Source organism: Pseudomonas sp. NBRC 111123 (assembly GCF_001320205.1).
GTDB lineage: Bacteria > Pseudomonadota > Gammaproteobacteria > Pseudomonadales > Pseudomonadaceae > Aquipseudomonas > Aquipseudomonas putida_J.
This window is the reverse complement of the sequence record NZ_BCAZ01000004.1, coordinates 110,151-128,736: the sequence shown is the minus strand read 5'-3', so window position 1 is coordinate 128,736 and position 18,586 is coordinate 110,151. Positions and strand designations below refer to the sequence as shown.

14 protein-coding genes, 1 tRNA gene and 1 pseudogene are annotated in these 18,586 nt (G+C 62.4%); 5 read left to right on the top strand and 11 right to left on the bottom strand.

Annotated elements, in window-relative coordinates; all coding sequences use genetic code 11:
* The first annotated feature begins 320 nt into the window (after positions 1–320).
* Complete coding sequence (locus tag APH27_RS04000) at positions 321–1,073, top strand: hypothetical protein (protein ID WP_060484044.1); 753 nt, start codon at positions 321–323, stop codon at positions 1,071–1,073.
* Positions 1,074–1,124: 51 nt separating this feature from the next.
* On the opposite strand, the gene APH27_RS03995 is transcribed toward APH27_RS04000, so the two are convergent.
* The 4 genes from APH27_RS03995 to bglX all read right to left on the bottom strand — a co-directional run bounded on the left by APH27_RS03995 (position 1,125) and on the right by bglX (position 8,216).
* Complete coding sequence (locus APH27_RS03995) at positions 1,125–2,444, bottom strand: MFS transporter (protein WP_027917904.1); 1,320 nt, start codon at positions 2,442–2,444, stop codon at positions 1,125–1,127.
* Positions 2,445–2,711: 267 nt separating this feature from the next.
* Positions 2,712–4,046, bottom strand: a complete 1,335-nt coding sequence (locus APH27_RS03990) for a sigma-54 dependent transcriptional regulator (RefSeq protein WP_060484043.1) — start codon at positions 4,044–4,046, stop codon at positions 2,712–2,714.
* A complete protein-coding gene (locus APH27_RS03985; protein ID WP_060484042.1) occupies positions 4,040–5,797 on the bottom strand; it encodes an ATP-binding protein in 1,758 nt (585 codons plus the stop codon). The genes APH27_RS03990 and APH27_RS03985 overlap by 7 nt, the downstream gene beginning before the upstream one ends.
* A gap of 127 nt (positions 5,798–5,924) precedes the next feature.
* Positions 5,925–8,216 (bottom strand): beta-glucosidase BglX, encoded by a 2,292-nt coding sequence (bglX, locus tag APH27_RS03980; RefSeq protein ID WP_060484041.1) that lies wholly within the window; start codon positions 8,214–8,216, stop codon positions 5,925–5,927.
* A gap of 187 nt (positions 8,217–8,403) precedes the next feature.
* On the opposite strand from bglX, the gene APH27_RS03975 reads away from it, so the two are divergent.
* Together APH27_RS03975 and APH27_RS03970 are read left to right on the top strand one after the other, a co-directional pair.
* A complete protein-coding gene (locus tag APH27_RS03975; RefSeq protein ID WP_060484040.1) occupies positions 8,404–9,021 on the top strand; it encodes a TPM domain-containing protein in 618 nt (205 codons plus the stop codon).
* Positions 9,022–9,093: 72 nt separating this feature from the next.
* Complete coding sequence (locus APH27_RS03970; RefSeq protein ID WP_060484039.1) at positions 9,094–10,308, top strand: SAM-dependent methyltransferase; 1,215 nt, start codon at positions 9,094–9,096, stop codon at positions 10,306–10,308.
* A 326-nt stretch (positions 10,309–10,634) separates the two neighbouring features.
* Here APH27_RS03970 and APH27_RS03965 read toward each other — a convergent pair whose 3' ends face one another.
* Positions 10,635–11,645 (bottom strand): DUF4917 family protein, encoded by a 1,011-nt coding sequence (locus APH27_RS03965; protein WP_027917898.1) that lies wholly within the window; start codon positions 11,643–11,645, stop codon positions 10,635–10,637.
* Positions 11,646–11,891: 246 nt separating this feature from the next.
* Between APH27_RS03965 and APH27_RS03960 the strand changes: the two are divergent.
* Positions 11,892–12,080: pseudogene (locus APH27_RS03960) on the top strand (glycerophosphodiester phosphodiesterase); the annotation flags it as partial.
* A 40-nt stretch (positions 12,081–12,120) separates the two neighbouring features.
* Here the strand turns inward: APH27_RS03960 and APH27_RS03955 are convergent.
* The 6 genes from APH27_RS03955 to APH27_RS03930 all read right to left on the bottom strand — a co-directional run bounded on the left by APH27_RS03955 (position 12,121) and on the right by APH27_RS03930 (position 17,933).
* On the bottom strand, positions 12,121–13,851 hold the full coding sequence (locus APH27_RS03955; protein WP_060484037.1) for a SulP family inorganic anion transporter: 1,731 nt from the start codon (positions 13,849–13,851) through the stop codon (positions 12,121–12,123).
* Between the two features lie 199 nt (positions 13,852–14,050).
* Positions 14,051–14,124, bottom strand: a tRNA-Gly gene (locus APH27_RS03950).
* 110 nt (positions 14,125–14,234) lie between these two features.
* Positions 14,235–15,122, bottom strand: a complete 888-nt coding sequence (locus APH27_RS03945) for an alpha/beta fold hydrolase (RefSeq protein WP_060484036.1) — start codon at positions 15,120–15,122, stop codon at positions 14,235–14,237.
* Positions 15,123–15,456: 334 nt separating this feature from the next.
* Positions 15,457–16,149 carry a pseudouridine synthase gene (locus tag APH27_RS03940; protein ID WP_060484035.1) on the bottom strand — a complete coding sequence of 231 codons (693 nt, stop codon included), beginning with the start codon at positions 16,147–16,149 and terminating at the stop codon, positions 15,457–15,459.
* Between the two features lie 46 nt (positions 16,150–16,195).
* Positions 16,196–16,450 (bottom strand): cysteine-rich CWC family protein, encoded by a 255-nt coding sequence (locus APH27_RS03935; RefSeq protein WP_060484034.1) that lies wholly within the window; start codon positions 16,448–16,450, stop codon positions 16,196–16,198.
* Positions 16,443–17,933: a sensor domain-containing diguanylate cyclase gene (locus APH27_RS03930; protein ID WP_060484033.1), complete on the bottom strand. Its 1,491-nt coding sequence runs from the start codon at positions 17,931–17,933 to the stop codon at positions 16,443–16,445. Before APH27_RS03930 ends, APH27_RS03935 begins: the two co-directional genes overlap by 8 nt.
* 212 nt (positions 17,934–18,145) lie before the next feature.
* Here APH27_RS03930 and APH27_RS03925 point away from each other — a divergent pair, with 212 nt between their 5' ends.
* Complete coding sequence (locus tag APH27_RS03925; RefSeq protein ID WP_060484032.1) at positions 18,146–18,586, top strand: hypothetical protein; 441 nt, start codon at positions 18,146–18,148, stop codon at positions 18,584–18,586.

Here is an 18,586-nt window from a genome sequence, read left to right as displayed (position 1 = left end):
TTCTATGGGTGTAATGCTACGCCGATTAATTTGATTAAAAAGCGCAAAAAATAGCGTATAAAAATCGAATTAATAGATGTGTATGGCCGCAAGCGATGTCAATAAAAGGCTGCGTATGCCTTATTTGATGGGGTTCAAAATCCAGGGCGAGTGCAATGCTTCGCCAGCCATTGCAGATTGAAGGGGGGTGATTAATCGGGGGTTAAGAACTAAAAATCTTAATTTGTAACAGCGTATGAACGCTTTTTTCATATATCGCCAACCGATTTTTCAGGCCCCGCTCAGCACCATCGCCACACCTATTTCCGGAGCGGCGAACAATGAACAAACTTCCGCAAATCACCTTGGCCTTCTGGGTCATGAAGATCTGCGCCACCACCCTTGGCGAAACCGCCGGTGATCTGCTGTCGATGACCCTCGACGTTGGCTATGCGGTCAGCTCGCTGCTGCTGATCAGCGTGTTCCTGGTGACCTTGTTCGGTCAGCTGTATTCACGGCGCTATCACCCGATGCTGTACTGGCTGGTGATCCTCTCGACCAGCACGGCCGGCACCACCATGTCCGACTTCATGGACCGCACCCTGGGGTTGGGTTATGCCTCGGGCTCTGCAATCCTCATTGGTATCCTGTTGCTGACCTTCCTGGTCTGGCGCCTGAGTGGCAACCCGCTTGACGTCACCCGCATCAAGAACCGCACCGGTGAAATCTTCTACTGGGTGGCCATCCTGTTCTCCAACACCCTGGGTACCGCGTTGGGTGACTACCTGGCGGATGACTCGGGCCTGGGCTTTGCCGGTGGTGCATTGCTGGTCGGCAGCGCCATCGCCCTGGTGGTGCTGGCGCGCTACTGGACGCGCATCCCGGGTGTGGTGCTGTTCTGGGTAGCCTTCGTGCTGACCCGCCCGTTTGGCGCCACCCTTGGCGACGTCCTGACCAAACCGCACGAGAAGGGTGGCCTGGACTTCGGCACCATCGGCTCTTCCGCTGTGCTGGGTGGCGTACTGCTGGTGCTGGTGCTGATGGCGAGCTGGTACCAGCGCCGTGAGCCGCGTCAGGTAATGGAGATGTCCTGAAGCAAAAAGGGCGCCCTGGAACGGGCGCCCTTTTTCAATGCGGTATCACAATCAGTCCGTTGTAATCCGTGAATGTTGCTTGGTGTCTTTCATGGTCGCATACACCAGCAGCGAGCAGGCGATGCACGCCGTGACGTACCAGTAGAAGCCGCTTTCCATGCCGGCGCTCTTGAACCACAGGGCCACGTACTCGGCGGTGCCGCCGAAGATCGACACGGTCAGTGCGTACGGCAGGCCGACGCCCAGGGCGCGGATTTCGGTAGGGAACAGCTCGGCCTTCACCACGGCGTTGATCGAGGTATAGCCGCTGACGATGATCAGCGCCGCCATGATCAGGAAGAACGCGCCCCACCAGGTCTGGATGGTATGCAGGGTGCTGAGGATCGGCACGGTAAACAGGGTGCCGAGCACGCCGAAAGCGATCAGGATCGGGCGACGGCCGATCTTGTCGGACAGGCCACCAATCACTGGCTGCAGGCACATGAACAGGAACAGCGTGGCCGCCGAGATGGTGGTCGAGTCGCTGATGCTCATACCCACGGTATTGACCAGGTACTTCTGCATGTAGGTGGTGTAGGTGTAGAAGGCCAGGGTGCCGCCCATGGTCAGGCCAACCACGGTCATCAGTTCCTTGGGGTGGCGCATGAGGGTGCGCATCAGGCTTTCCTTGGCCTTTTCCTTTTTGGTGAAGGAGGCGGTTTCTTCCATGCCACGGCGCAGGTACAGGGCGACTACCGCGCACAGCGCGCCAATCACGAAGGGTACGCGCCAGCCCCAGGCATACAGTTGCTCGGTGGTCAGGGTCTGCTGCAGGATGATCAGTACTGCCAGGGCGATGAGCTGGCCGGAAATCAGTGTCACGTACTGGAAGCTGGAGAAGAAACCACGGCGGTCCTTGCTGGCCATCTCGCTCAGGTAGGTGGCCGAGGTGCCGTACTCGCCGCCCACAGACAAACCCTGCATCAGGCGTGCAATGACCAGCAGGACCGGCGCCGCGACGCCGATGGTTTCATAGCCCGGAGTCAGGGCGATCACCAGGGAGCCGGCGCACATCAGCAGCACCGAAGCCATCAGTGCGGCCTTGCGGCCCTTGCGGTCGGCGTACAGGCCCATCAGCCAGCCACCGATCGGGCGCATCAGGAAGCCCACGGCGAAGATCGCGGCGGTGTTGAGCAGTTGTGCAGTGGAGTCGCCGGCGGGGAAGAATGCCTTGGCGAAGTACAGCGAGAATGCGGCGTAGACGTACCAGTCGTACCATTCGACCATGTTGCCGATGGAGCCACTGAAGATCGACTTGAGGCGGCTGGCGGTGGTTTTTTCAGCGGCGGGCGCGGCGGCCGCCCCGGCTGGCAGGGAGGTGGCGTTATCCATCAGGGATACCTTCTCGTTGTTTTTGTGGAGCGCGCCTAAGCGCAGCTTGCCAAGGCAATTGCAGAAGGTGTGCCAAATGGGTGCATGGAGATCCAAATGGGGGCGCTTCGAGGGCGGACGGCCCTCCAGATGCCGCGTGCTACCTGAGCCGGTAGAATTCTCTGCGGGCGTGGGCCTGCCCGTGAAGGGCTGCAAATCCAACCCCGCGATCGGTTAGAAATAAGCGGATATCCGCCTATTGAAATCAGTTAATAAGCGGATTTCCGCCTACTGTCGCGAGACAAAGTCCTCACGTACCAAGCCATGCCGCTGCATCTTTTCGTTCAACGTGCGCCGAGGCAACTGCAAGGCTTCCATCACTGCTTTGATCTCCCCGCCATGCTGACGCAACGCCGCCCGCAAGCACTGGGCCTCGAAGGCCTCCATCTGCTCGACCAGCGATTGCCCCGGTGGGACCGTCTCGATGTCCGGCGAGCCCAGCCCCAACGCATGCCGTTCCGCCGCATTGGCCAGCTCCCGCACATTGCCCGGCCAGTCATGCGACAGCAACTGCGCCAGTTGCACGCCGGCCAGCGGTGGCGCCGCGCGCCCCAGCCTGGAGGCGGCTGCACGGGCGAAATGCTCGAACAGCAGCGGGATGTCTTCCCGCCGGTCACGCAACGGCGCCAGACGCAATTCCGCCACGTTCAGGCGATAGGCCAGGTCCTCGCGAAACCGCCCGGCGCGGGCCTCTTCGAGCAGGTCAGGCTTGGTTGCGGCAATGATTCGCAGGTCGACGCTGATGCTCTGGTTGGCCCCCAGCCGCTCCAGCTTCTGCTCCTGGATTACCCGCAGCAGCTTGGCCTGCTGGGCCAATGGCATGCTCTCGATTTCGTCGAGGAATACCGTACCGCCATTGGCATACTCCAGTTTGCCGATGCGTTTGCCATGGGCGCCGGTGAATGCACCGCTTTCGTGACCAAACAGTTCGGCTTCGAACAGCGATTCGGGGATGGCCGCGCAGTTGAGTGCAACGAAGGGTTTGTCGGCACGTGGGCCGAAGTCGTGCAGGCAACGCGCCACGCGCTCCTTGCCGCTGCCGGTTTCGCCGCGTATCAGCACATTGACCGGCAGGCTGGCCAGATCCAGCACTTGCCGGCGTAGCTGCTGCAAGCCTTGCGACATGCCCAGCAGGGTCATTTCCAGGCGCGACTTGAGGTCGGCCTGCTCATGCAGGCGACGGTTCTCCAGAACCAGCTGGCGTTTTTCCAGGGCGCGGCGCAGGCTGCCCAGCAGGTGCTGGGGGGTAAAGGGCTTTTCCAGAAAATCGTAGGCGCCGTTGCGCATCGCTTCGACCGCCATCGGCACATCGCCATGGCCGGTCAGCAGGATCACCGGCAGGTCCGGGTCATCCGCCTGCAGGCGTTCGAGCAGTTGCAGGCCACCCATGCCCGGCATGCGGACGTCGCTGATGATCACCCCGGCAAAGTGCGCGGGCAGGTGGGCCAGGCAGTCTTCTGCGCGGGCGAACAGCTGCACGCTGAAGCCAGACAGGCTCAGCCATTGCTCGACCGCAGTGCGGATGCTGGCTTCATCATCGACGACGATCACCGAATTCAACATACAGGCTCCAGGTCACGGGGCAGTGTCAGGCTCAACCGGGCGCCGCCCGGCAGGTTCTCGGCGTGCAGCTGGCCGCCGGCTTCGACGATGATGCCATAGGAAATTGCCAGGCCCAGGCCCAGGCCTTCACCCACCGGCTTGGTGGTGAAGAACGGGTCGAATACTCTCGCCAGGTCCGCTTCAGCAATGCCGCCGCCGGAATCCAGCACGCTCAGGCGCCATTGCTCGTGGTCCGGTTCGATACGGACTTCCAGGCGCTTGTAACGTTTGTCGGCCATGGCATCGAGCGCGTTGCGCAGCAGATTGATCAATACCTGTTCGAGGCGGATTGCATCGCCCCGGACCCAGGCCGGGCGTGCCAGGTAAAGGGCTACCTCGACTTCCTCACTGCGAATGCGGGTGTCCAGCAGGTGCAGGGCCTGGTCCACCACGTTGGCCAGGTCGAGGCGTTCGCGCAGGCCTACCGGGCTGTTGCGGGCGAAGGTCTTGAGGTGGCTGGTCAGCGCGGCCATGCGCGTGAGCATCTGTTCAAGCGGTTCAAGGGCCCTGCGCGCATCGTCGTAGCGGCCGTGGTCGAGCAGCAGCCGGAGGGTCTCCAGCTGCATGCGCTGGGTGGTCAGCGGCTGGTTGATTTCGTGGGCCAAGGCTGCGGACATTTGCCCTAGCGCGGCCAATTTGGCTGACTGCACCAGGCCTTCCTGGGCGGTGCGCAGCTCGCGGGTGCGTTCTTCGACCTGGCGCTTGAGCTCTTCGCGGCTACGCTGGCGCAGGCGGGCCAGGCGCAGGCGCTGGCTGACGAACAGCGCGGCGAACACCAGGCTCAGCCACACGGCGGCCGCGCCCAAGGCAGCATTGCGGCCAGCGGCTTCGACCTGTGGTGTGCGCAGCAGGTGCAAGGTCCAGTTCTCACCTTCCAGCGGCAGGCTTTCCCAGAGGTATTCGGCGGAGCCATCGGGGCCCTGCACGCGGCTCAAGTGGCTGTTGTCGGCGAAGCGGGTCAGCACCTGATGCTGAAGCGGCACCAATGGCTGCTTGTCGTACTGGCGGGTTTCGCCAAGCTCGGCGCGATCAGCGCCGCTGAGCGGTTTGAGTTCGCGGTATCGCCAGCCATCCTGGTTGGCGATGAAGGTAATGCCGCGGGCGTCACTGACCAGCAGGATGTCGCTGCCCTGGCGCCATTCGCGCTCGAGTTCCGGGAACTCCAGCTTGACCACCATGGCGCCGAGGAAACGCCCCTGTTCGTCGCTGACTGCACTGGACAGGAAGTAGCCCGGCACGCCACTGGTCACGCCCACCGCGTAGAAGCGGCCGCTGCCCTGGCTGCGGGTCTGTTTGAAGTAGGGGCGAAAGCCGTAGTTGGAGCCCACATAAGTGGTCGGCAGGCGCCAGTTGCTGGCGGCCACGGCCAGCCCGGTGCGGTCGAGCAGCTCCAGGGTGGAAGAGTTGGCGGCACCATTGATGCGTTCGAGTTTGAGGTTGAGCGCCTGCTGCACCTGCTCGCTGACAGGCCCGCGCAGGGCCTCGATCAGCTCCGGGTCCAGCGCCAGCACAGCGGGCAGGGCGCGGTAGCGGTCGATCAGGGTGTGCAAGGCGTTGGCGTACAGCACAAGCTGCTGGCTGGCGCGGCGGGCGTCGTCTTCCATTGCCTGGCGTTTGGCCTGCTGCATGGCCCAGCCAGCGCTGAGGGCGGTGCCAAGCACGATCAGCAGGGTGAACAGCCCCAGACGCAGGGCGCGAAAGGAAAAGGGCATGGGGCGGATCCAGCTAAAGGGATATCGGGTCTGGACCATTCACGGGCAAGCCCGCTCCCACAGGTGGTGTGCAATACCTGTGGGAGCGGGCTTGCCCGCGAAAAGGGCCAGTGCAGGCAACAAACCGCTAGAGCAGTTCGAAGCTCTGCTGTTGCACCGCCTCGGAATCCAGCCCGATCTGGACATTGAACTCGCCAGGCTCGGCCACCCGCTGCAACTGACCATTGTAGAACGTCAGGTCGTCCTCACTGATGCTGAAGGTCAGGGTCCGCGACTCACCAGCCTTGAGCATCAGTTTCTGGAAGTTCTTCAGCGCCTTGACCGGGCGGCTCATCGACGCCGACACATCCTGCAGGTAGAGCTGCACCACCGTCTCGCCCTCAAGCTTGCCAGTGTTCTTCACCGTCACCTTGGCTTCCAGGGTGTCGCCACGCTTGAGGCTCTTGTTCGACAGGGTCAGGCCCGACAGCTCGAAGCTGCTGTAGCTCAGGCCATAGCCGAACGGGTACAGCGGGCCGTTGGGCTCTTCGAAGTACTGCGAGGTGTAGTTACCCGGCTTGCCTGGGGTGAACGGCCGGCCGATGCGCGTATGGTTGTAGTACATCGGGATCTGCCCGACCGAACGCGGGAAGGTGATGGCCAGCTTGCCCGACGGGTTGTAGTCGCCGAACAGCACGTCGGCAATCGCGTTGCCGCCTTCGGTGCCGGAGAACCAGGTTTCGAGGATGGCATCTGCCTGGTCACGCTCCCAGCTGATCGACAGCGGGCGGCCGTTCATCAGGACCAGCACCAGCGGCTTGCCGGTGGCCTTCAGGGCCTTGATCAGCTCGCGCTGGCTGGCCGGGATTTCCAGGGTGGTGCGGCTCGACGACTCGTGGGACATGCCACGCGACTCACCGACCACGGCTACCACCACATCGGACTGCTTGGCAGCCTTGACCGCCTCATCGATCAACACCGCCGCAGGGCGTGGGTCATCGACGATTTCCGGGGCATCGAAGTTGAGGAAGTTCAGGTAGTCGAGGATCGCCTTGTCGCCAGTGACATTGGAGCCTTTGGCATACACCAGCTTGGCCTTGCCCTCGACAGCGCGGCGCAGGCCTTCGCGCACGGTTACCGAGTGCATCGGCTTACCGTCGGCGGCCCAGCTGCCCATCATGTCGATCGGGGCATCCGCCAATGGGCCGACCAGGGCAATGGTGCCGGCCTTTTTCAGCGGCAGGGTCTGATTGCGGTTTTCCAACAGCACCAGGCTGCGGCGCGCCACGTCACGGGCGGCGTCGCGGTGCAGGCGGTTGTCGGCGTAGTAGTCTTTCAGGTCGGTTTCGGCCTTGCCGATGCGCACGTACGGGTCCTTGAACAGGCCCATCTCGTACTTGGCACCGAGTACCTCGCGTACTGCCTGGTTCAGCTCGTGCTCGGTCACTTCGCCGGACTTCAGCAACCCTGGCAGCTCTTCACCGTACAGGGTGTCGTTCATGCTCATGTCGATGCCGGCCTTGATCGCCAGCTTGGCGGCTTCGCGGCCGTCGCGGGCAACACCGTGGCGGATCAGCTCCTGGATGGCGCCGTGGTCGCTGATGGTCACGCCCTTGAAGCCCCACTCCTTGCGCAGCAGGTCGTTCATCAGCCAGGTGTTGGAGGTGGCTGGCACGCCGTTGATCGAGTTGAGCGCCACCATCACCCCGCCAGCACCGGCGTCGAGCGCGGCGCGGTAAGGCGGCAGGTAATCGTTGTACATTTTCGGCAGGCTCATATCGACTGTGTTGTAGTCGCGCCCGCCTTCCACCGCGCCATACAGGGCGAAGTGCTTGACGATGGCCATGATGCTGTCGGGGTTGGCCGGGCTGCTGCCCTGGAACGAGCGGACCATGACCTGGCCAATCTTCGAGGTCAGGTAGGTGTCTTCGCCGAAGCCTTCACTGGTGCGGCCCCAGCGTGGGTCGCGGGCGATGTCGACCATCGGCGCGAAGGTCATGTCCAGCGCGTCGGCCGAGGCTTCGATGGCCGAGGTGCGGCCGACCTTGGCGATGGCGTCCATGTCCCAGCTGGCGGCCAGGCCCAGGCCGATCGGGAAGATGGTGCGTTCGCCGTGGATGGTGTCGTAGGCAAAGAACATCGGGATCTTCAGGCGGCTGCGCATGGCGGCATCCTGCATCGGCCGGTTCTCGGGTGCGGTGCGCGAGTTGAATGTGCCGCCAATGCGCCCGGCGGCGATTTCTTCGCGGATCTTGTCGCGGGGCATTTCCGGACCGATGCTGATCAGGCGCAGTTGGCCGATCTTTTCGGCTTCGGTCATCTGGCTGATCAGATGGTCGATGAAAGCCTGCTTGTCCTGCAGGGGCGGTGCGGTAGGGGCGGCAAGGGCCGCCTGACTGGCAAGGCCCATGGCCAGGCCCAGCAAAGACAGTTTCATCATCAATTCCATTGTCGAGGCGTGTGCCGTATTCACAGTGATACGCGCGTGGCCGAAGTTTTCAGGCGGCTATTGTTGTACGATTCGCCGGTAATTCATCCAGCGGCGGATTATGCCTGAATATGTCGGCCGCGGAGGAAGACCCGTATGCCGGGAAAACAACTATAAAAACGCTGACGAGACCGAAGGCATGACTCCCCTCGACGAATACCAACGCCGCCAGGTGGCCGAGGCCATCGCTCGCGTGGAACGGCGCACCGATGCGCAGCTGGTGACCGTGCTGGCGCGCCGCGCCGATGACTACGCTTACCTGCCATTGTTCTGGGCCGCCGCACTGGCGCTGGCCGCGCCTGGCCTGCTGCAGTGGTTGCTGGGGTGGCCAGGAGTGCGTGGGCTGCTGATTGCCAATGTATTGCTGTTCATCGGCCTGTGCCTGTTGCTGCGCAGCCCGCGCGTGGCCGCCTGGCTGATCCCGAGCGCCTTGCGCCGCTGGCGTGCTTCGAGCCTGGCGCGTCAGCAGTTTCGCGAACAGAACCTGCAGGGCACGGAGGGTGCCACCGGCGTGCTGATCTTTGTCGCCGAGGCTGAGCGGCATGTGGAAATCCTTGTCGACCAAGGCATCGATCAGCATTTCGATGCCAAGGCACGCGCCGTAATGGTTGCGCGTTTCACCGAACAGGTCCGTCAAGGGCGGACCTTGCAGGGCTTTGTCGATTGCATAGAGGCGTGCGGCGAGCTGCTAGGCGAGCACGTGCCTCGCACCCATGCTCGCAACGAACTGCCCAACCGTCTGGTGATTCTCGACTGAACCAGCTGTTGCAGGGTGTAGAATGCGCGGCATTGCGCAACGCGCCCCCTGCTTCCGAGGCACCTGTTTTCCATGTCCGCCAGTACTTCCGCTTCCCCTGCGCCGGATGCCCGCGCCCAGTTTCTCGACCTGCTGGGTGCTGCCCTGCACGGCAACACCTTGGTCAAGCTGGTGCTGGCGCGCCATGTTGGTGCCGACCAGACCTTGCAGCGCATCATCGCCAAGCCGCTGCTGGTGAAGGGGCAGGCCCAGCTGTCGCTGGTCTACCGCCACCAGACCCGCGACATCACTCGCAACCTGCCGCTGGACCAGGCCCAGGCGCTGGTGGCCGAGCTGCTGCCGGAGAGCTTCCGCAACGCCCACCTGTTCGACGCCGAAGGCGAAGTGCAGCTGACCTTCAGCAAGAAGGGCAAGCCGATGCTCCAGCGCCACGGCGCGCAAGCGCCACGCGAGGCGGTTGCCAATACCGGCCATGACCGCGAGAAGAAACGCTACCTGGAGCTGACGCGGCCGTTCCTGCGTGACCTGGGGGTGACCGATGCCCAGGGTGCGCTGATCCCGTCGATGTCGCGCAAGTGGAAGCAGATCAACAAATTCATCGAAGTCTTCGATCACGCCCTGGCCAATGCCCCGGTGCCAGCGGAGCAACCGCTGCGTGTGGCCGACTTTGGTTCCGGCAAGGGCTATCTGACGTTTGCCATGCACGACTACCTGCGCAACACCCTGGCCCGCGAGGCACAGGTGACTGGGGTTGAACTGCGCCAGGACATGGTCGACCTGTGCAACGCCGCCGCTCAGCGCCTGGAGCATTCTGGCCTGGAATTCCAGTGCGGCGATGTGCGCAGCGTGGTACCCGAGGCCATCGAGGTGATGATCGCCCTGCATGCCTGCGACATCGCCACCGACTACGCCATCCACACCGGCATCCGCTGCAACGCAGCGATCATCATGTGCTCACCGTGTTGCCACAAACAGATCCGCCCGCAATTGCACAGCCCAGGGCTGCTGCAGCCGATGCTGCAGTACGGGCTGCACCTGGGGCAGCAGGCCGAGATGCTTACCGACAGCCTGCGCGCGCTGTATCTGGAAGCCTGTGGATATGAGACCAAGGTATTCGAGTTCATCTCCCTGGAGCACACCAACAAGAACAAGATGATTCTTGCGGTGAAGCGCCGGCAGGTGGGAGATAACGCGGCATTGCTGGAGAAGATCGGGCAGCTCAAGGCGTTTTACGGAGTGCAGGAGCATTGCCTGGAGACGTTGTTGCGGGCGGACAAGCTGATCTGATTGCAGCAAGATGAGATGCATTGGAGCACCTGTCCTGTATTCCTGTCCCCCGACTTGGCGGGGCTGACTGACGTAGCTGAAATCATCGGTGTTTCACGGCAAAACATGCGCACGTTGATGCTTTCGCATATGTACAGTTTGCCGAGACCAAACCATGAGGGCAGTACATCGCGTTCGCATCTTTCGTTCTGATGTGGCTGCAGGCGCGGGGGCGTTACGCTATTGGTCAGGACATTGTAGAACTGGCCCGGGTTGCAATGAGTCAATGTGTCCCGCGCGCATCAGCGCATTTTGGGTTGAGCGGCTAACGCATTCGAGCCCGTCATCTAGCGACGCGCTGACGGCACCTCGATCGCCAACCCCTCAAGCCCCAACGGGTGCGTGCTGGCATCGAAGAAGTGCAGTGCCGTGCCCGTCATGTCCCCGAACCGCTCGACAAAATGCTGCTTCTGGTTCAGCACCGACGCTTCGCTCAACGGCCGGATGGCAATCGACAGATGCGCCGGCCGCGCCTGGCGTATGGCTTCGACCAGATGCTGGTCAGTGCTGTCCAGATGCTGCCCGAACAGGCACATGCCTTGGCTTTCCTGTGCCAGTTGCCCCAACCCCCAGGCCAGGTAGTCCGAGTTGCGGATGGCGCGCAGTTTCTCGTCGCTGCGCTCTTCGTTGACGAACAATGGCACCTCACCGGGAATGTTCACGGCAAAGCCGTCCAGCAACTCGGCGCTTTCGGCGCTGCGCTGGCGGGTGCTGCCGTCGGGCAGCTTGAGCAGGTGCAGGCCACCGTGCAGGTGGAGTACGCGGGTGCCTTCGCTACGGGTGCGGCGTACGTCGAAGAAACCTTGCTCGTCGAACAGTGCGGCAAAGCCCTGCGGGTCCTGTTGCAGGGCCCAGGGCAGTATCAGGTCGTAGTTGCTGGTGTAGACAGTGCGGTACTCACGCAGGGCCTGGTTGATCGACGCCAGGGTGGCGGCGGGCATCAGCGGCCAGGGCAGGTGCAGGGTGCGGATGGCGTGGATCAGGCCTTCCTTGATCGAGTAGTAGCGGTTCAACGGCGCGGTGGAGTTGATGGCCAGGGCGGCATTGGCGCGCACTGTGTGGTTGAGGGTGCTCAACACCGGCTCGAACAGCTCGGTTCCCAGCGACTTGAACAGGGCCTGGTCGCTGATCGCCAGGCCTTTCTTGCGCCCGGCGCGTTGGGCCTCTTCGTACAGCGAGAAGTAGCCGAACGGTTTCCACAGCGCGCGACTGGCGCCGTTGCCCAGCAGCAATGCGTTGCAGGGATGGCGCTGGTTGAGGTCTGGCCAAGAGGCGAGGCTGGCGTCGTGAGCTGGCATGTGCGATCCGTTCGGTGGTGCGGGAAACGGCGTGGACTTTAGCATGTCATGCAAGGTGTGCGAGGGTTGCTGTTTACATTGCCGTCTTGTCTTGCCTGCGCCGGCCTCTTCGCGGGTAAACCCGCTCCTACAGGATTACCACTTGCTTCAGGGCGGTGCGGTAGCGGTGGGAGCAACTGTCTTCTTGTGGAAGCTGGCCTTGCCAGCGATGGGGCGCGTAGCGCCCCGAGCCCGACTCTGTCAGGCATCGCAGCGGCATCCGGGCAGGATTTCGCCCAGTCGGGCGAGCAGGACAAAGCCGCTTTCTATGCTCGCCAGCAGCCCAAGGACAGGGAGGCGTTCCTGCGCTGGCTCGACTATGCAAAGCAGGCGGGCGCCATTGGCACGGGCCCGTCAGCCACGCGCATTCACTTGGGTGAGCAGCGTTACAGCGACCAGTGAAACGCTCCGAACCCGAACAGCTGGAAGCCTTGGGTTACTGATTATCCTGGCTTGCCAGTGGCTTCTGTTCGGCCACAGGTTCCTTGCGACGCCTGTTCCGCCAGACCCGATAAGCCCGTATCCCCGCCCGCACCGAGCCGAACAGCAATTTGTCTTCCATCTCCCGTGCCATCCCCGAGCGCACCAGCATGCGCAGGAAGGTGCCGCGGGCGCGGGCGATGGCGAAGTGGATACCCTGTGCGCAGAGGGTGTCGCGCACTTCGCGCAGGGCGGCGATGCCGCTGACGTCGATGCTGGTGACCGCTTCCGCATCGAACAGTACCGCCTGGGGCTGGGCCTGGCTCTGTACAGCTTCGAGCAGGCGCATCTTGAAGTAGTCGGCGTTGAAGAACAGGATCGCGTCGTCGAAACGGTACACCACCAGGCCTGGCACGGTGCGAGCGTCCTTGTTCTTGCGGATGTCGACCTGGCCTTCGGTACCCGGCAGCCAGCCGAGCACGGCATCGGTGGGTTGGTAGATGGTGTAGAGCAGGCGCAGGATCGCCAGGGTCACGGCAAACACGATGCCCGGCAGCACGCCCAGACCGAGCACGCCGACCGTGGTCAGCAGGCACAGCCAGAACTCGAAGCGGCTCAGGCGCCTGATGCTGCCCAGCGACTTGATGTCGATCAGGCCCCAGCCGGCCATCAGCAGCACTGCACCCAGCACCGCCTGCGGGATCCACGCCATTGGTGCGGTGAAGAACAACAGAATCAGGGCTATGACCAGTGCCGCGATGATGCCGACCAGCTGGCTCTTGCCTCCGACCATGTCATTGACCGCCGTGCGTGAGTCGGCGCCGCTGATGGCAAAGCCCTGGGAAATGCCGGCAGCCAGGTTGCTAACACCCAGGGCGACGAACTCATGGTTGGCGTTGATCGCATAGCCGTGCCGTGCGGCGAAACTGCGGGCGGTAAGCATGGCACTGCAGAAACTCACGGTGGCGATACCCAGGGCATCGCGCAGCAGGCTCTTGGTTTCATCCAGGTTGCTGTGTGGCCAGGCAAGCTTGGGGATGCCGGACGGCACCGGCCCGAGAATGGCGACGCCGAAACGGTCCAGGCCGAGCAGGCCGGCGAGCAGGGTGAAGACTGCGACGGTCACCAGGGCCGCTGGCAGGCGAGGGTAGCGGCGCGGCAGCCAGATCAGCAGCGCCAGCCCGGCCAGGCCAATGGCCAGGGTCATCCAGTGGATCTCGTTCAGGCGCTGGAAGAAATTCACCACGCTGAGGATGAACCCGTCACCCTCGATCTTGAACCCCACCACCTTGGACAGTTGCCCGGCAATCAGGCTAAGGCCGATGCCGTTCAGGTAGCCGATCAGGATCGGGCGCGAGAAGAAGCTGGCGATGAAGCCGGCGCGTGCCAGGCCGGCGACAATCAGCATCACGCCGACCAGCACGGTGACGATCACCGACAGCTCGGCGATGCGATGCGGGTCGCCCATGGCCAGCGGCGCCACGGCACCGGCGATCATCGCGCAGGTTGCTGCATCCGGGCCGACCATCAGCTGGCGCGAGCTGCCGATCAGGGCATAGACCATCATGGGCAGCACGCACGCGTACAGGCCGTATTGCGGCGGCAGGCCGACGATCTGGGCATAGGCGATGGCGATGGGGATCTGGATTGCTGCCACCGAAAGCCCTGCCTGCAGGTCGGCATGGAACCATTCGCGGCGGTAATGCAGCAGGTTGGCAAGGCCGGGGAGCCAGCGGGAGAGAAACATACGCCGTCCTTTCGAAATGTTTCACGGTTCATGAAGCATATGCGCCCCAAGCCGTTTCGCTTGCAAGCGAATTAAAGCGAAAGACGCTGAATGCGGCCATGGCCCCTGTCAATGAAAGGAGCAGAAACGAAAAAAGGAGCCCTGGGCTCCTTTTGACAGCGATGACGTTGCTGGAACGCCATGCGGGGAATGCAATGTGTGGAGCGGGTAGAGGGAATCGAACCCTCAACTAAAGCTTGGGAAGCTTTCGTTTTGCCACTAAACTATACCCGCGTCTGCGCTGGACTTTTTACCAGAACCCTCCCTGAAATAGAAGCCCACGTTATAAAAAAGCTTGTCGGCGACCCATAACCTGCGGGTGTGGCTACAGGACGCCGATGCGCTCAGATGGCCAATGCATGCTGCCCCTGGGTGTATGAGTTAGCGCGTTGACGGGACTCGCGCACGGTCGGCTTGAGGAAGCCAAGCATGACGTTGCGGGTGTCTTCACAGGCTGACTTGTTTTCCATGTCGAGGAAGTGGCCAGCGTCGCGGATCACGCTGAACTGGCTGTTGCCTACGTGCTTGCCGAACTCACGTGCATCTTCGACAGTGGTGTATTCGTCGCGCTCGCCGTTGATGAACAGCACCGGAATATCGATGTTGCGCGCACCATTCAATGCCCGTTGCAAGTCACGCTGCAGCACTTCGTTGATGTGGAAGTGCATCTGCGCATACTCGTGGCTGTCCAGGCTGCTGACATGACGGTAGTTGAAGCGCTTGAACAGTGATGGCAAGTGCTTGCCGATGGTGCCGTTGACCAGGTTGCCGACCTGGTAGCGATCGCAGGCGGCCAGGTACTGGCAGCCACGCTCCAGGTAGTCGCGCATCGGCTCGTTGATCACCGGCGAGAACGAACTGACCACTGCCTTCTTCACCTGCCGCGGCTGGTGCGCCAGCGCCAGCAAGGTGCAGGCACCGCCCCAGGAGAAGGACATGACGTGGTCGCACTGGAAGCGCTCGATCAGCTCGAGGAGGATATGCGCCTCGTCTTCCTTGCTGATGAGCCGTTCCTGACGGTTGTGCGGCTTGGACTTGCCGGCATACGGCTGGTCGTACAGCACAACGTTGAATTGCGGGTGCAGGTTACGCACCGTCTGGGCGAACGAGGCCGTGGTGGCCAGCGAACCATTGATCAGGATGATCGTCTTCTCGGCCGCATCCGCGCGATAGAACTCCGTGTAAACCCGATACTGACCTTGGATATCAAGTACAGCGATTTCTGGCCTCATGTCATCGACTCCTGGCGCAAAAAGGGTAATCGCGTCACCTAGGGTGCACGTTCTTTATGACAGGTAGGCATTTGCCTGGAATAAATCGGGGGGCCCTGTGTCGATCCTTCGCACACGTGTCGACGATATTGTTCTGGCGGGCAAATTGCCGTGCCCCAAGGCATCAAGGCTTTGGGTGGCCGGCAAAAAGTGTCATGAACTGCGGGCGTGACTGGCTGGTCACTCGCGGACTGACGAGTTAGGAGTCAAGCAGCGGGTCGGAGATCCCGCAAGTGCCGTTTGCGCAAATTTGTGACTTGGGGCGCTCAGCGGTCGTATGCCTGTATTACGGCATTCACACCGAGGCGATTTCTTCTGCCGTCAGGTCCCTGAATTCCCCGGGTTGCAGGCATGGATCGAGGCTGATCGAACCCATGCTTTCGCGATGCAGGGCGACCACCTTGTTGTCGAAATGGCCGAACATGCGTTTGACCTGGTGATAGCGCCCTTCGACGATTGCCAGCCGCGCCTGATGCGGGCCGAGGATGTCGAGCCGGGCGGGCTGGGTGGTCAGGTCTTCGAAGGCGAAATAAAAGCCTTCGTGGAACTTGGCGACATAGTGCGCGCCGATCTCGTCTTCGGTTTCCACAAGGTAGTGCTTGGGCAACTTGGTGGTCGGCTGGGTCAGGCGCCGCGACCACTGGCCGTCGTTGGTGAGGATCATCAGGCCAGTGGTATTGAAGTCCAGGCGCCCGGCGATGTGCAGGTCGTCGCGCAATGCGCCTGGCAGCAAGTCGAGCACGGTGCGGTGCTGCGGGTCTTGCGTGGCACTGACGCAACCGGTGGGTTTGTGCAGCATCAGGTAGCGGGCGGGGCGGCCAACCTGCAGCAGTTGATCGTCGACTTCGACGCGGCTGAACTCTCGAACCTCTGCTTTAGGGTCGTTGACCACTTCGCCGTCAAGGCGCACACGGCGCTGCACCAGCAGCAGTCGCACTTGCTGACGGTTGTAGCACGGCAGGTTGGCGAGGAAACGATCGAGGCGCATGGCAGAGAGCAAGCAGAAAGGGGAGGCAGTTTAGCGGTTTTTCACCTTAGCGAGTTGCCGGCTTCTTCGCGGGCAAGCTCCCGTCCACAGTATGCTGCTCTGCAGCTTCAAGCTGGTCTTGTACAGCCGCGCAGCGCGGGCACAGGCACGCCTTGTTGCGCAGTTCGGCAGGCAGGGCCTGGAGCACGGCGGGGTCGATGTTCACGCTGTAGCACCAACAGGCCAGGGTGGCACTGCGTGGGTCGGCCAGGCTGCACTGGTTGAGGGCGCCACAGGCGGGGCAGTGCTGGGTGTCATTCATGTTCGGGTCCGGGTGTTTCACTGCAGACGCGGTTGCGGCCGGCCTGCTTGGCACGATAGAGCGCACGGTCGGCGCGGGTCAGCAGGGCGTGCAGGGTGTCGCCAGGCTGCAGGGCGCTGAGGCCGATACTGGTGGTCAGGCGCAAGGGTTGACCTTCGTAGTTGAAGGTCAGTTGCTCGGTGCGACGGCGGATCTTTTCCGCCACTTCGATGGCCTGCCGGCCTTCGGCTTCACGCAGCAGCACGATGAACTCCTCACCGCCCCAGCGGCAGAGTATATCCGACTGCCGCAGGCTGCCCTCCAGCACGTTGGCGAACTGGCGCAGCACTTCGTCGCCTGCCAGATGGCCATGGGTATCGTTGAGCACCTTGAAATGATCGAGGTCGATCAGCAAGGCGACCAGTGCTGCGCAATCGCGCTGAGCCTCCTGCAGAGCCTGGGCGGCCAGCAGGTCGAAGCTGCGCCGGTTGGGCAGGCCGGTAAGGCTGTCGAGGGTCGCCAGCGCCTCGGTGCTGGCCTGGTGGCGCCTGAGCATGCCATTCAACAGTGACAGCACCACCAGGGTGATCATCGCGCAGATCGCCAGGTTCAGGTACAGCGAGTGACGGATGCGGTCGAGGGCGCCGGTCTCGCGTTTGTCGACCAGCAGGTACCAGCCCAGTTCCGGCAGTTGCCGCACGTTGAGGAAGTGGCTGTGGCCTTGGCCGTCCTTGTACTCATGGCTGCCCTCGGTCGGGGTCGGGCGCTGCGCCAGCAAATCGCTGAGGTCGGTATTGTCGGTCAAAGGCTGGCCGACCTTCAGGCCGTGGGGGCCACCCTCCGATCCGGTCAGAATGACCATGCCCTTGGCGTCGGTGAAGAACACCGAGCGCTGGTAGCGGCGCTGATAGGTGTCGATCAGCTTGATCACCGCGTCCACGCTGAGGCCAACCCCGGCGGCGCCGATGAAGCGCTGCTGGAAGTCCAGCACCCGGTAGTTGATGAACACCGTCAGGCTGTCCTGGTTGGCCATGTCCAGGTCGACGTTGATCTCATACGGCGCTTTCATCTCGCGCAGCCGGAAGTACCAGGCATCACGCCAGGTGTTCGGTACCACGCGTTTGAGCACGCCCTTGGCCTGGTAGTAGGTGAGGCTGCGGTCGGAGACGAAAAACGATGTGAATGTGTCCTGCTTGCCCATCACCTCGCCGAGGAAGCGGGTGATGCGTTGGGTGTCCTGTTCACCCGCCAGCACCCAGTCGCGCAGGAAGGTGTCCTGGGCCATCATCGAGGCGATCAGCACCGGGCGGATCAGGTCTTTCTGGATCTCCGAATAGACGGTGTCGGAGGTCAGCGGCAGTTCGGTATTGACGATGCCGTCACGGATCGTACTGCGCGAGGCGAAGTAGCTGATCAGCGATGTGGCAAGGAAGCCGCAGGCCAGCAACAGCAGCAGGGCAAGGATCAGCGAGCGCTGTGAAAACAGGGCGGAGCGTGAAGGCATGATCTTCCCGTGATGTGTGCCAAGGCGCTCATTCTAGTGAGATGACAGGCAAATGACTGCATGTTTTTCAGGGTTATTTCGACCTGTATCAATTTATTGCTGAAATGGCACTGCACCTCGGCGCAGTTGTCTTATTCATTGTCGATGAACACTTTTTCGTCGACGCTCGCCAGCGCCGCTGTTCGGGCACCTTAGCGGTCCGGGAGGCCGCCATGTCCTATCGAATTCTGTTGATCGCCCTGTTGGGTCTGATGACGTCCGCGTGCGCCCCCTACTACGAGGGGGGCGGTTATTCCCGTTCTGAATACTATTCGACCGACCGCTACGTTACGCCGGGCTACTACGGCTATGACCGCTACTATGTGACGCCGCAGCCGCGTTACTACTACCAGCCGGCGCCTCGTTACTACCGCCCGGCACCCGCACCTTACTACCGGCCCAATCCACAGCCGGGCATGAACCAGTGGCACGGCAACCCGCGTTACGACTATGGCAATCGTCAGCGCAATGACTATGGTCGTGACCGCGACCGCAATGACTATCGCAATGGCAGCCAGCGCTACCAGCATGATCGCTGGCACTCCAACAACCGCGGGGACAACGACCGTCGGCCGGACGGTCGGCGCGGAGGGGACCACAACTGGCAGCACTGA